The following is a 13,276-nucleotide window of genomic DNA, read 5'->3' on the forward strand; positions in this document are numbered from 1 at the left end:
GACCTCGAGCGCCTGGCGAAGGGTGAACTCTCGACGGCCGAGGATTTCAAGGACACCGATTTGACCGAGGTCTGCGACATCGCCGCCGACGACGCACGCCGACATCATCCTGGGCTCGACGTCGGCGTCGTCACGGTGGATTCCCCACTCCCCTATTGCATCCGGGCCCTTCCCGGCGGAATCCGGTTGATCCTCGACAACGCGATCACCAATGCAGTCCGCCACGGCGGCGCGAGCGCGGTGCGCATCACCCTCGCTCGCCCGGCAGATTCACCGGACACCGTCACGATCACGATCGACGACAACGGTTGCGGAATACCGGCCGAGGAACGCTCGAGCGTGTTCGAGCGCTTCACTCGCGGATCGACGGCAGGCAAGACAGGCTCCGGTTTGGGCCTGGCGCTGGTGGCGCAGCAGGCGGCCCTGCACGGCGGACGGACGACATTTCACGACAGTCCACTCGGCGGGGCTCGCCTGCTGGTCGAACTCAGGGATCAGCCCGGACCCGAATAGCCCCTTCAGGTCTCGATCAACTGGCCGATCCCTGACGCTGTCACTTCGATGACCCGAGCCGAGCCGATGTCGAAGAACAGTCCGGCGATACGCAGGCGACCATCCACACGGGCCTGACCGACGAGAGGATGGCGTTCGAGAGTCTGCAATTGGACTGCGACATTGACCATTCCGAGCTGATCGACCTCCGAGAAACCTGCCTCGGCCGCAGCACGCGCGACCGGATGGCCACTCGTATAGGCCTGCAAGCTCGTCTCCGCATGCCGCAGCCATTCCCCGACGACTCCCGATTCCGACGAACCGTTCGTCAGGAGTGCTTGCATCGCGCCGCAGCCCGAATGTCCGCACACGACCACCGAGCTGACACCCAACTCGTCGATCCCGAAGGCCAGTGCCGCTTCCACCGACGTATCGCGGCCGCCGGCAGGAACCAGGTTTCCGACATTGCGCACGGTGAACAGGTCGCCGGGGCCACTGCTCGTGATGATGTTCGGCACCACTCGCGAATCTGCGCAGGTAAGGAAAAGAGAGTCGGGGTTCTGCCCGTCGCGCAACTGATCCATGTGCGGCCGTATCGCTTCGGCGCGATGGCGATGATAGTTGGACACCCCGTCGAGAATGGGCCGCAAGGCCGGCGGGCTGCTCAGATTCCTCCCCGAAGCCTGTGGTTGCCAACTGCCCCACGGCGCGAGCAAGCCGCGCAGGTCGGTGACTGCGGCGCCGCGCTTCGGCGGACCGGTGGTCGCGCTCTCCATACTCACCGAGCCGACTTCGTCGATGATCACCGAACCACCTGCCAACTCGTACTGCCTCGCCCACTCTTCGATGACGTCGAAGACGGCATGGTCGAGGAAGTCGACGGACAGCTCGACGGTGACGTCCGACCGCGGTGGGATTCCGGCGAGCACCGACGTCAGCTTGGGCAGCACCAGGAAGGTGCACGAGCCTTCGACCAGGACGCGCCACCTCCCGGAATCGTTGTCGCCCAACTCTTCTGCGGTGACAGTTGCGCGGATGACACGCCACACCAGGAGGGCGATGGCCAGCGCCAACCCGATCAGGACGCCCTCGAGCAGATTCAAGAACACGACGCCGACCACCGTGATGCCGTACACCCACAGATCACCGGTCCGTCGCGCCAACCGAATGTGCGCCAGCTTGACCAGTTGAATACCGATGACAATCAACAGTCCGGCCAGTGCAGACTTCGGAATCTGCTGGACCAACCCGGCGAGCGCAGCCGAGAACAGCAGAATCCACAGGCCGTGCATGATCGACGACGCGCGGGACTTCGCCCCGGCCTCGACATTGGTCGCACTGCGCACGATCACCCCGGTGACCGGAAGGCCGCCGATGGCCCCGGACACCATGTTCGCGGTGCCCTGGCCGAGCATCTCGCGATCGAAGTTCGACCGCGGGCCCGAGTGCATCTTGTCCACAGCCACGGCCGAGAGCAGACTCTCCACACTGGCGATCAGCGCGATGGTCAGAATGCCGGTTGCGACGCCGAGCCACTGGCCGTCGGGCAGAGCGGGGAGTCCGATCGAGTCCAGCAAAGATCCGTCGAGAGCAATACGCTCGACGTCGATCGGCAGCGCCAGCGAAGCGAGAGTTGCCAATACGATGCCCACCAACGCCGCCGGAACCTTTCGGACACCGGCAGGGAGATAGCGCCACCCGAGAAGGGTGGCGATGACGACGAGTCCGATCATCAGGTCCTCGACATGCAAGGCACCGATCTGTGCGGGCAACTGCCGTAGATTGTCCAGCGCCGAGCTGGCCGAGCTTCCACCCAACAACACGTGAACCTGTTGTAGCGCAATGGTGATGCCGATACCGGCGAGCATCGCATGCACCACCACTGGAGCAATAGCCAGCGCCGCACGGGCAATTCGGCTGAGCCCGAACACGATCTGCAGAATTCCGGCGCCGACAGTGATCAGGCAGGTGACTTTCCACCCGAACTTGCCGATCAGTTCGGCGACCACCACGGTCAGGCCGGCTGCGGGACCACTGACTTGCAGCGGTGAACCTCCCACAGCTCCGGCCACCACTCCGCCGACGATTGCGGCGATCAGACCTGCCATGATCGGCGCCCCGGAGGCGATCGCAATTCCCAATGACAGGGGAAGCGCCACCAGGAATACGACCAGCGACGCCGGCACGTCGTATCTGATCAGTTGCTCGAGATATCGCCGGCTTCCACCACCCGGCGGAGACGAATCCCCCACGACGCTCTCGTCTGCGGATGATTGTGCGTGCACTACGGACTGCGTCGACATAGATCTCCTCGCCGGACCCCGGATCCAGCTGCTGGGCAACATGTTCGAAGCGAATCGGCGATCGGTATCGCCGATCGACTGTGACCATGGTAACCGCGATTCCTTACCGTTCCCTTGGATGCGAGCCCAGACGTGGTCGACGTCACCGCCGCCCGGCACTGTGACTCGAACCTGAACATCGGTCCAAAAGATCGATCGAATTGCTTTAAACCGCAAGCATTTTGACTGACACACCTCCAGCGGCCGGCACACCTGAGCGCCGTCGGCGATAATGGTCGGGAGTGAACGCTCAACCGCAAACACAACGATGTGAAGGCAGGCACCATGTCCGATCAGTACGTCGCCGCGCAGGACCGCTACGAAGCCATGCCGTACCGCCGAACCGGTCGGAGCGGTCTCAAACTCCCGGCCATCTCGCTGGGCCTCTGGCACAACTTCGGCGACGACGTACCGATCGAGAACCAGCGCGCAGTTCTGCGGCGGGCATTCGATCTCGGAATCACCCACTTCGATCTTGCGAACAACTACGGTCCCCCGTACGGAAGCGCCGAGACGAACTTCGGCAGGATCCTGCGTGAGGATTTCTCTTCGTACCGCGAGGAATTGGTCATCTCGTCCAAAGCCGGCTGGGACATGTGGCCCGGCCCCTACGGATTCGGTGGTTCCCGCAAGTATTTGCTGTCGTCCCTCGATCAGTCGCTCGGACGACTCGGCGTCGACTATGTCGACATCTTCTACAGCCATCGCCCTGACGCCGAAACTCCGATCGACGAGACCGCAGGCGCCCTGATCAGCGCTGTCCAGCAGGGCAAGGCCCTGTACGCGGGTATCAGTTCGTACTCGCCGGAGCGCACCCGTGAAATCGCCGCACTGCTCGCCGCTGCGGGGGTTCCGCTCTTGATCCACCAGCCGAGCTATTCGATGCTGAACCGCTGGATAGAGCAGGACCTGCTGTCGGCTGTCGACGATCTCGGCGTCGGCGTCATCGCGTTCTCACCACTCGCTCAAGGCATGCTCACCGATCGCTATCTGAACGGCGTCCCCGAGGATTCCCGTGCAGCTCAAGGTAAGTCACTGGATCCGTCGTGGTTGACCGACGACGCTCTCACCCACATCCGCGCGCTCAACGACATCGCGGCAGACCGCGGCCAGTCGCTGGCTCAGCTGGCACTGAGCTGGGCACTCCGCGATTCGCGGGTCACCTCGGTACTGATCGGTGCGTCCAGTGTCGCCCAACTCGAAGCCAACGTCGGCGCGCTCGACAATCTCGAATTCAGCGCAGCCGAACTGGCCTCCATAGATCAGCACGCCAAGGACAGCGGCATCAATCTGTGGGCAGAGGCCAGTTCGATCTGAGCGATCACCTGCGCTAGAGCTGAGGCAACTCCACGTTCACGTGCTCGCCCTCTTCGAATACCGCCGACGCCGGCCCGACGATCAAGGGATCCGGAGTACCGACAGCCCGGTGATCCTTGTTGGGATAGTCGAAGCTGGCGAGCACGTGACGCATCGCCTCGAGGCGAGCGCGCTTCTTGTCGTTGCTCTTGATCACCGTCCAGGGCGCATCCCCGGTATCGGTGTAGAAGAACATGGCTTCCTTGGCCTGGGTGTAGTCGTCCCACTTGTCGAGCGAAGCCAGATCGGTCGGTGAGAGCTTCCACTGACGCACCGGGTCCGTTCGGCGGGCCGCGAACCGCGCCAACTGCTCTTCGCGGCTGACCGAGAACCACAGCTTGTGCAGATGAATCCCGGAGTTGACGAGCATCCGCTCGAAGTCCGGGGTCTCTCTCATGAACTCGAGATACTGCGTCGGCGTGCAGTAACCCATCACTCGTTCGACGCCGGCGCGGTTGTACCAGGACCGGTCCATCATCACAATCTCGCCGCCGCTGGGTAGGTGTGCGACATAGCGTTGGAAATACCACTGCGTCCGCTCGATGTCGGTGGGCTTCTCGAGCGCGACCACGCGGGCTCCACGGGGATTGAGATGCTCGGTGAATCTCTTGATCGACCCGCCCTTACCGGCAGCATCGCGACCTTCGAAGATGATGAGCACCTTCTGACCGGTTTCCTTGACCCACAACTGCAGCTTGAGCAGCTCGATCTGCAGACGCCGCTTCTTCCGCTCGTACTCGCGGCGCGACATCTTCTTCTCGTAGGGGTAACCCTGCTTCCAGGCATCCGCGAACTCCGAAGGCTCCAGCACGCCGAGCTTGTGCTTGAGACTCGACAGCTCGTCGATCTCGGCCGCGTAATCCTCGGTGACGGAAATTCTGGTCGACGGGGTCGGCAGGTCAGGAACCCGACCGTCCACACCGCTGGCGTCGGGGCTCATGAATACGCACTCCCTGTCGTCGAAATGAACGAACGTCCGGAAAGTGAATTTTACGCGCCGAAGCCCGCTCCCGCGGGTCCGAAGAGAATGTTGCTTGGCATCGAGGAGGTAACGACAGGTCCGGCTTCCCAGTCGCCGAACCCTCACGCGGTACCTTGATCGAGGTAACTGAGACGGTCGGTAACCCCGAGAGAAGAGAGTTCTGGCGAGATGCGAGTAGACGGACGGGAGATCCCGGTAACGGGAAGCCTCCTGCCACCACTGCACCGCCGTACGAGCGACATCATGCGGGTTGCGATCGCTGCTGTGCTGCTCGGCGGCGTGATCGCGGGATCTCTGATCACTCGAAGTCAGTGGGACGCCCTCGAAACGTCGGTGTCCAACATCGTCGGTGTTCTGTCGCCGAGCCTGTCCGACACTGTGTACCTGCTCTACGGCATCGCAATTCTGGCGCTACCGTTCGCCATCCTGATCGGCCTGATCGTCGGGCGCCGGTGGAAGTTGCTGGCCGGATACGCCGCCGCCGGCCTGTGCGCCGGTGTCGCGCTGTCCTTCACCGGAACAGGCCTGGCGGCACCGAAATGGCACCTCGACGTGCCGGACCGACTCGACGCCACCTTCCTGTCGCAATTCCTCGACGATCCGCGATGGATCGCGATGCTCGCGGCGGTGCTCACCGTCTCGGGCCCGTGGCTTCCGAAGAAGTGGCGACGAGCCTGGTGGACGCTGCTTCTGCTCTTCGCTCCCATCCATCTGATCGTCAGCTCGATCGTTCCCGCACGATCGATGCTGGGTCTCGCCGTCGGTTACCTGATCGGCGCGGTGATCGTTCTCGCCGTCGGCACCCCTGCCCTCGAAGTGCCGTTGGACTCGGCGGTACGCGTACTCGCGCGGCGCGGTTACCGCGTCACCGCGTTCCGCGTCGTGAGTCCCTCGGGAATCGGGCCTCTTGTCATGTCCGCAGCCATCGACCAAGCACCGGACGACGAACCTTTCGACGAACTCGTCGTCGAGTTGTACGGACAGAACCAGCGAAGCAGCGGAGCAATTCGACAGACGTTCCGTTGGATCTCGTTCCGGAACCGTGAAACTCCGCCGCCCTACGGATCACTTCGTCGCGCCGTCGAACACCGAGCGCTCATGGGTATCGCTTTCGCCGACATCGGTCTGGCCAGTTCCAAGGCCGTCGCAATCTCGGTACTCGATCGCGGGTGGGAGATGTACGCGCGCCCGAGTCCTCGTGGCATCCCCCTTGCCGTCGCCGTCGAGAACCAGGCGGGCGAGGAAGAATCCACCAAACTGATCGACGCGCTGTGGCAAACATTGCATACCGCTCACGTGCACCAGATGGCGCACGGCGACCTGCGCGCTTCCGAGATTCGTGTCGAAGGCGGAACCATCCTCTTCGGCGGGTACGCGTACTCCGAATTCGGCGCCACCGAAGTTCAGATGCAGTCCGACAACGCACAACTTCTCTTCGCCACCGCATCATTGTTCGGGGTCGATGCAGCGGTGGACGCCGCGATTCGAGCGCAAGGCGCAGACACGATTCTCGCCGCCTCCGGCCGATTGACCACCGCTGCATTGCCCAACCGAATTCGGCGGACGGTCACGGATTCCGCGAAACTGATGACCGAGATCCGAGACGAGGTCGGTGCCAAGAACGGGATCGAAAAGGTCGCTCCCGCACAGGTCACCCGATTCAGTCGCAACCAGCTGATCCAGCTCGTTCTGCTCATCGGTCTGGTCTACGTCGCCTATCCCTTCATCAGCCAGGTCCCCGCGTTCATCACCGAGCTGAAGACGGCCAACTGGTGGTGGGCACTGCTCGGCCTCGGCGTCTCCGCACTGACGTACGTCGGCGCGGCTGCGGCCCTGTGGGCCTGTGCGTCGTCGATGGTCAGTTACCGCAACCTCTTGATCATGCAGGTGGCCAACACCTTTGCGGCGACGACAACTCCGGCCGGAGTCGGCGGGCTAGCGCTGAGCGTGCGGTTCCTGCAGAAGGGCGGGCTCGGTACCGTCCGTGCAACGGCCGCAGTTGCGCTGCAACAGACGGTTCAGGTGGTCACCCACGTCGGCTTGCTGATCTTCTTCTCGATCGTCGCCGGACGTGATACGAACCTCTCGCACTTCATCCCGGGATCCACTGTTCTGTACCTGGCGGGCGGCGTAGCGCTCGGAGTTCTCGGTGCATTCATGTTCATCCCGAAACTCCGTGGGTGGCTGCGCGACGACCTGCGTCCTCAGATCACCGAGGTGTTGGGTGAACTGAGCCAACTCGCGCGAAATCCCACGCGCTTCCTCATCATCGTGGGCGGCAGCGCCGCAACAACTCTCGGTGCCGCCCTGGCTCTGTGGGCGAGCGTCGAAGCATTCGGCGGCGGAACGACGTTCATCACCGTCACCATCGTGACGATGATCGGTGGGACGCTCGCCTCGGCGGCTCCGACACCGGGTGGCGTCGGAGCCGTCGAGGCCGCCCTCATCGGTGGTCTGTCCGCATTCGGACTGCCGGCAAGCATCGCGGTCCCGTCGGTCCTGCTCTACCGAGTGCTGACCTGCTGGCTCCCGGTGTTCTGCGGTTGGCCGACGCTGCGATGGCTGCAGAAGAACGACATGGTCTGAGCCGTTCCGCTACTTCTGGCGAACGACGTGAGCCTGCAGTGCTTCGCCGTCCTCGTCCACCCAGCCTTTGCTCTGGGCGTAGTCGACCATCGCGGCAACACCTTCGACGTCCGTGGTGCTCTCGCGAACGCGGGCTACCGAGATGAATGCACTACCACCGCTGACGTATCCGTAATCCTGAAGGCGCAAGAGTTCGTCCAGTTCGGCTTCGGAGATGTCGGCACTCACCTCGACGTGAAAGGCCTTCAGGTTGTCCACATCGTGGATGCTGACGCGGCCGTCGTCCACCAATACATACATGGCTCTCCTTCCTAGAGCACTGACGTCGGTGCGTGCGTACCGAATACACGCCGGTGGTAGGTCAGTGGATTCGACTCGCGGTGCTCGACCTCGTCCACCGATCCTGTCACGATCTTGTGATCACCACCGTCCACGACGGCATCAACGGTGCACGCGATCCAGATGGATACGTCCGGCAGTCTCGGAACACCGAGATGCTCCGCCCACTCGACACCGTCGAACTTCACACGTCCCTTCCTCGCAAAGGCAACCGCCAGTGAGCTTTGCGCGGTCCCGAGGACATTGATCGCGAACCTCCGCGTTCCTTCGATGAGGCCGAGAACTTCCGACTGTCGATCCAGAGCCACCGCGGTCATCGGCGGGTCCATCGACAACGACATGAATGCGCTGACCGTCGTGCCGTGCGGCCGGTCGCCGTCCATTGCCGTGACGACGGCGACCGGTGAGCACACGTGCGCCATGGCTTCTCGAAAACGCAACGCCCGGTTGCCCTGTGGGACATTCACGATGTCAGCCCTTGTCTGCCAACTCTTGTGCGTACTTCTTCGTCATGTGGTCGACGGCGTCGAGTTGCGCCTTTGCATGCCCTTCCCTGACAGCGCGCGCGTGAGCTGCCGCGTCGAGCGTCGCCTGCGCCTGCCCTTGGAAGTGCGGAAAGACCTCCTGCGCGAACAACTCTGCCGAACGTCGGGTGTCTTGCGGGTTCGCCCAATCGTGACCCATCTGCAGCATGCAGCCGAAACCACCGGACTGGTCCCACAGCCGTTGTACCTGACGTCTGGCCTGCTCCGGTGTGCCGATGACACCGATCCCGGCCTCGTTGATGAAGTCGATCATCTCGCTCAGACGCGCACCGGAGACCGCCATCTGAGGGAAGGCCGCGACGTGCTGGAAATAGTCGAACCACTCCTCGATGCCGTACTCGACCTGCTTGCGTGCTTCCGCCTCGGTTTCGGCGATGTGGAAAGGTCCGGCAAGAGACCACTGCCGACGATCCACCGTCGTCCCGTTGACCTCAGCGCGTTCCTCCATCACATTCCAGTGGTGCGCCAAGGCGTCGAAACCGTCGGCGGACAAGGTTGCTCCGATGGAGAGCAGACCGAGACCGTGCGTACCGGCCAGGCGAGGTCCTGTCGGGGAGGCCACTGCGGCCACGGTGATTTCGATGCCGTTCTCCGAGTACGGAGCGAGCTGCAGCTTGGCGTCGTACAGCTCGTGGGTTCGTGTCTTCGCGGAAACCGTCTCGCCACGAAGAAGGCGCACGACGATGTCGAGGTTCTCCTGCAACAACTCTCGGGTATCCGTCGGGTTCAGACCGATCATCGCCGAGTCGGTGGGCAACGAACCGGGCCCGACTCCGAAGATGGTGCGCCCCTGAGTCAGGTGATCCAACTGCATGATTCGATCCGCTGCCCACAGCGGGTTGTGATACGACAACGACGTGACACCCGTGCCGAAACGAATCCGAGGTGCGCGCTGCGAGGCTGCAGCGATCATGATTTCCGGCGACGCGATGATCTCGCTTCCGGCAGAGTGATGCTCACCGAACCACGCCTCGTCGTAGCCCAACCGGTCGAGGTACTCGACCAGTTCGAGATCACGCTGCAGTGCGGCGGTGGGATTGCGTCCGGGGACGTGGAACGGTGCCATGAAATACCCGAAACGAAGCCTGCTCATGAGTTCTCCTAGTGCTGTGGGCCAACTCCTGGCCGTGCACCGAAAACGCTATCCGTGCCGTGACCGCAGTCACAGTGCACGAAAGTGGACAATCTCAAGCGCGTTGATCGGCAAGTTTCTGCGCGTAGACCAACTTCACGAACTCGGCACGGTTGCGAACGCGCAGAAGAGCAAGGATGCGGCTTACATACTTCTTCACCGTGTCCGGACTCAGCGACAGGATCACCGCGATCTCGTCGTTGGTATGGCCGTCCGCCAACAACTCCGCGAGATCGATCTGCCGGGGCGTCAGCTTCTCTCGCCATCCCGGCTCGCGTTGCCCGGGCAGCGTCTGACACAACAGCGACAATTGCTTGCCCAGAATGCCCAAGCCCACGATGTCGCGCCCCGACAGATCCTTGCCTTCTGAATCGAAAATCCCCACCAGACCGTGACCGCCGTGGGCCAACTGGAGATGCATCACCGACGCGCTGTGAAGGCGTTTGCGATAGAGGAAATCTCGCAGGTACGTCGCCGACTGTGAAGGGACGTCGGCCAACTGAGTGTGCGTGATGGCGGGAGATGCCAACAGCGTTGCCCGCGATTGCGCCGTCGCAAAAACGTCGTCGAGGTACCAGTGCGCTTGGTACTCGTCGAGGATCGGCGTGATCCGCCCGGTCGTCACCGGATCCGGATCGGCGAAAGCCGTCGTGAAGGTCGGGCCGGCAAGGAAGGTGGTGTTGGGACAGCGGTAGTGATCATGGAGCGCGACCATGAGGAGATCCTTGAGCTGATCGAGCGTTCTCGCGGCCGAGCAGTAGTCGAAGACAGCGAAGACACGGTCGTAGTCCGCAGCGGACAGAGCGACGTCACCGCTACCGTGCACGTCGACCACCTCACCCGAACTATGATCCAGATCACTCATCGGACAGCATATGCATTACTTCGAGAAAACGGACAACTTCGCCGCCTACCAGCACTGTTGATGCCGATAGCCGATACTGAGCTGTATGTCGGAACTCGGAAATGAACCAGACTCGAAGCAGAAGGCGGTGCTCGAGCGACACGCGTCATGGATCGAATTGTTCTTCGACCTCGTCGTGGTTGCCGGTATCGGTCAGCTGGCTCACCTGCTCCACGGTTCGCCGTCGTGGTCGGATGTCGCGCTCTACGCGTTGCTCTATCTCGCGTTCTGGACCGCGTGGGCGACGTTCACGATGTACGGCAACGTTGCCGGTGACCGTGTCCGGATCCCGAGCATGCTGATCGCCATGTTCGGACTGGCCGTCATGATGGCGGCCGTGGCCGGCATCCACGACAACCATGCGCTGGCCTTCGCTGTCGCATACGTGGCCGTACGTCTGCTGGCGAGTCGGGTGTGGCACAACGGCCAGATAGTCGTGGACTGGCCGATCGCCCAGATGTCTCTCGGTGTGATCCCGTGGATCGTCTCGTTCTGGTTCGAGGGCGAAACTCGGTTCTGGCTCTGGACCGCCGGTGTGACCATCGACCTGCTGATCATGTTCGTCGTCTCCGGCAGCGCGATCATGGAAGACGCGCAGGAAAAGCTCGACCGCATCATCAAGGTTCGCGGGTTCAAGGACGACCGGATGCCCGAACTCGAAGCCCTGCACTCCGATCGGGCTCACCTTGCCGAGCGCTTGGGCCTGTACGTCATCATCGTGCTGGGCGAGGGTGTGATCCTCGTGATTTCTGCGGCCTCGAAGCTCACCTGGGACTCGACGGTGGTCAGCCTCGCAGTCGGATCGTTTGTCCTGCTCTCGGGCATGTGGGCTCTCTCGCTTCTCTACGGCCACGCCGGTGTTCCGCACCTGCAGGCCGAGAAGTTTCCCGCTCGCATCGACATGGCGCTGCACTGTTTCACCACCGGCGCTATCGCGGTTCTGGTCGCGGGGCTCGGAGCGGCAACCGAACACGGTGCGGAGCACACGCCCGCGAACCTGCGGTGGTTGTTGTGCGGAAGCATCGCAGTCTATTTCGGAATCAGCCTGGTGGCAGGGCTGTTCGCGCGATCGGACCGACGGTGGCTGCTCGGCTGGGCGCTCCCCTGCACCGCCGTCCCCATCGTCATGGGCATTGTCGGCACGCACATGAGCGCCACGTGGATCATCTGGGTGCTGGTGGCCACCGTGACCTGGCAGAACGGCTACGAGTACGCGCAGGTGCGGCGTTCGCGCCGCTCTGCTGTGCGCCTTTATTTAAACCCCCCCGGGTAAAAAATGCGCACAGCAGGGGCGGTTTTCACCCGCACCGCCGGGTCGAAGCGATAGGGCTGAGCCAACAGGATTCCGGCCAATCGCTTACGCAACCTCGACATCTCGGCCCGGACGGTCACCGTCTTGCGCGGATCGCCGAACAACTGTGAGGCGAGCTGCGAGGCCGTGAGGCCCTCGGGCGCCTGTGTCAGAGCCACGAGGATCTGCGAATGGCGCGGGCTGAGGTCGATGCTCCAGCTTCCCATTGCCGAGGAGTACCGCAATTCCATCGCATTCGGATCTTGCACATCCAATTCGACTTCGGCACAAACCGTTCCGAACGCCGGATCCGTCTGAGGGCGGATGAGCCAACCACCCGGAAGCGGCTCGCACATACATAGTCCGAGCGACGGGAGCCAATGCTCGCCGCTGCTCATCACTTTCGGCAGTGCGATTCTGTAGATCGGAGCCATCGAGTCCACCGCCGCGACCCAGCCACTACGGTCGACGACCACTGTCGGCTGACTCGCGCGAGCCAGCGTCGATGCCGAGATCATCCGGAGCTGATCCAATCCGATTCGATGCTTCTCCCGCAGTGCGGATTCCGCCAGCCTGGCCACACTGTCCACCAGAGCGAGAGTCGACGGGTGGACCGTGTCTGCTGCGCCGGCGACGTTCACGACGGCGATGGCCCGGCGACTACGCGGATCTCGAACCGTCGCCCCGGAGCAGGTCCACGGATGCTGCGAGCGCGAGTAGTGCTCGGCCGAGAACACCTGCACTGCCGAACCTGATGCCAAGGAAGTACCGATCCCGTTGGTACCAACAGCTTCCTCGGTCCACGACGCACCCTCGATCATCCCGAGCCGTTCGGCCCGATCCAGCATTCGACTGGACCCGTGTCGCCAGAGGATACGTCCGTAGCGGTCCGCCACCACGATCAGATTCGCGTCGTCCGGGCCGACGAGTGGTGCCAGACCGTGCACCGCCTCGTCGAAGATCTCCGCCATGCCGGCTGCGCGTCTGCCTTCTTCGATCTCGGATTCGCGGCCCGTCTCGGTGATCGAGCACCGATCCGGATCGAGTCCGAGCGCACGCAAACGCGACCACGAATTCGCGATGACGGAGCGCGGACGCGCAGGCGGCTTGCGTCCCGACATCGTTGCTTCGTACACGGATTCGAGAACACGTGCGTACTGCGCCGGGTCTTCACCACTGGCCAGGGCCGGTTCGAGTCGATTCGTTTCGCCGATCACACTCCAGTCCTATGTGACGGGGTCATCGAAAGCGAGCGTTGCACCCGGTTGCAGAGTTGTTCGCGTGCGTGAACGAAAGGACGGCGTTCA

General features: G+C 62.9%; 11 protein-coding genes. 4 read left to right on the top strand and 7 right to left on the bottom strand.

Annotated features, from left to right (window positions below):
- The coding region (locus tag RWT78_RS04190; protein WP_314674171.1) for a HAMP domain-containing sensor histidine kinase at window positions 1-513 on the top strand (513 nt) is incomplete at its 5' end.
- Window positions 514-518: 5 nt separating this feature from the next.
- Here the strand turns inward: RWT78_RS04190 and RWT78_RS04195 are convergent.
- Entirely contained in the window at window positions 519-2,795 is a 2,277-nt protein-coding gene (locus tag RWT78_RS04195) for a bifunctional SulP family inorganic anion transporter/carbonic anhydrase (RefSeq protein WP_314674172.1), read from the bottom strand.
- Between the two features lie 324 nt (window positions 2,796-3,119).
- On the opposite strand from RWT78_RS04195, the gene mgrA reads away from it, so the two are divergent.
- Window positions 3,120-4,151 (top strand): L-glyceraldehyde 3-phosphate reductase, encoded by a 1,032-nt coding sequence (gene mgrA, locus RWT78_RS04200; protein ID WP_007733451.1) that lies wholly within the window; start codon window positions 3,120-3,122, stop codon window positions 4,149-4,151.
- Between the two features lie 13 nt (window positions 4,152-4,164).
- Here mgrA and ppk2 read toward each other — a convergent pair whose 3' ends face one another.
- Window positions 4,165-5,130: a polyphosphate kinase 2 gene (gene ppk2 / locus RWT78_RS04205; RefSeq protein ID WP_003940295.1), complete on the bottom strand. Its 966-nt coding sequence runs from the start codon at window positions 5,128-5,130 to the stop codon at window positions 4,165-4,167.
- A 210-nt stretch (window positions 5,131-5,340) separates the two neighbouring features.
- Here ppk2 and RWT78_RS04210 point away from each other — a divergent pair, with 210 nt between their 5' ends.
- Window positions 5,341-7,758: a lysylphosphatidylglycerol synthase transmembrane domain-containing protein gene (locus RWT78_RS04210; protein WP_007733454.1), complete on the top strand. Its 2,418-nt coding sequence runs from the start codon at window positions 5,341-5,343 to the stop codon at window positions 7,756-7,758.
- 9 nt (window positions 7,759-7,767) lie between these two features.
- On the opposite strand, the gene RWT78_RS04215 is transcribed toward RWT78_RS04210, so the two are convergent.
- The 4 genes from RWT78_RS04215 to RWT78_RS04230 form a co-directional block, all read right to left on the bottom strand.
- Window positions 7,768-8,058 (bottom strand): hypothetical protein, encoded by a 291-nt coding sequence (locus RWT78_RS04215; protein ID WP_042451185.1) that lies wholly within the window; start codon window positions 8,056-8,058, stop codon window positions 7,768-7,770.
- A gap of 11 nt (window positions 8,059-8,069) precedes the next feature.
- Window positions 8,070-8,519 (bottom strand): flavin reductase family protein, encoded by a 450-nt coding sequence (locus RWT78_RS04220; RefSeq protein ID WP_314674262.1) that lies wholly within the window; start codon window positions 8,517-8,519, stop codon window positions 8,070-8,072.
- Between the two features lie 49 nt (window positions 8,520-8,568).
- Window positions 8,569-9,735 carry an LLM class flavin-dependent oxidoreductase gene (locus RWT78_RS04225; protein ID WP_007733459.1) on the bottom strand — a complete coding sequence of 389 codons (1,167 nt, stop codon included), beginning with the start codon at window positions 9,733-9,735 and terminating at the stop codon, window positions 8,569-8,571.
- Between the two features lie 94 nt (window positions 9,736-9,829).
- Window positions 9,830-10,639, bottom strand: a complete 810-nt coding sequence (locus RWT78_RS04230; protein WP_007733461.1) for a helix-turn-helix transcriptional regulator — start codon at window positions 10,637-10,639, stop codon at window positions 9,830-9,832.
- Window positions 10,640-10,724: 85 nt separating this feature from the next.
- On the opposite strand from RWT78_RS04230, the gene RWT78_RS04235 reads away from it, so the two are divergent.
- Complete coding sequence (locus RWT78_RS04235; protein ID WP_314674196.1) at window positions 10,725-11,951, top strand: low temperature requirement protein A; 1,227 nt, start codon at window positions 10,725-10,727, stop codon at window positions 11,949-11,951.
- On the opposite strand, the gene RWT78_RS04240 is transcribed toward RWT78_RS04235, so the two are convergent.
- Complete coding sequence (locus RWT78_RS04240) at window positions 11,930-13,186, bottom strand: GAF domain-containing protein (protein WP_314674198.1); 1,257 nt, start codon at window positions 13,184-13,186, stop codon at window positions 11,930-11,932. The two genes, RWT78_RS04235 and RWT78_RS04240, sit on opposite strands and share 22 nt — an antisense overlap.
- Between the last annotated feature and the right edge of the window lie 90 nt (window positions 13,187-13,276).

Source organism: uncultured Rhodococcus sp., assembly GCF_963525155.1.
GTDB classification, from domain to species: domain Bacteria; phylum Actinomycetota; class Actinomycetes; order Mycobacteriales; family Mycobacteriaceae; genus Rhodococcus_F; species Rhodococcus_F qingshengii.

What these genes read in the sequence shown, in the direction of transcription:
- RWT78_RS04210 (WP_007733454.1), top strand. Translation starts at nt 5,341, where the DNA reads ATGCGAGTAGACGGACGGGAGATCCCGGTAACGGGAAGCCTCCTGCCA.
- RWT78_RS04230 (WP_007733461.1), bottom strand. Translation starts at nt 10,639, where the DNA reads ATGAGTGATCTGGATCATAGTTCGGGTGAGGTGGTCGACGTGCACGGT.
- ppk2 (WP_003940295.1), bottom strand. Translation starts at nt 5,130, where the DNA reads ATGAGCCCCGACGCCAGCGGTGTGGACGGTCGGGTTCCTGACCTGCCG.
- mgrA (WP_007733451.1), top strand. Translation starts at nt 3,120, where the DNA reads ATGTCCGATCAGTACGTCGCCGCGCAGGACCGCTACGAAGCCATGCCG.
- RWT78_RS04195 (WP_314674172.1), bottom strand. Translation starts at nt 2,795, where the DNA reads ATGTCGACGCAGTCCGTAGTGCACGCACAATCATCCGCAGACGAGAGC.
- RWT78_RS04225 (WP_007733459.1), bottom strand. Translation starts at nt 9,735, where the DNA reads ATGAGCAGGCTTCGTTTCGGGTATTTCATGGCACCGTTCCACGTCCCC.
- RWT78_RS04215 (WP_042451185.1), bottom strand. Translation starts at nt 8,058, where the DNA reads ATGTATGTATTGGTGGACGACGGCCGCGTCAGCATCCACGATGTGGAC.
- RWT78_RS04220 (WP_314674262.1), bottom strand. Translation starts at nt 8,519, where the DNA reads ATGGCGCACGTGTGCTCACCGGTCGCCGTCGTCACGGCAATGGACGGC.
- RWT78_RS04235 (WP_314674196.1), top strand. Translation starts at nt 10,725, where the DNA reads ATGTCGGAACTCGGAAATGAACCAGACTCGAAGCAGAAGGCGGTGCTC.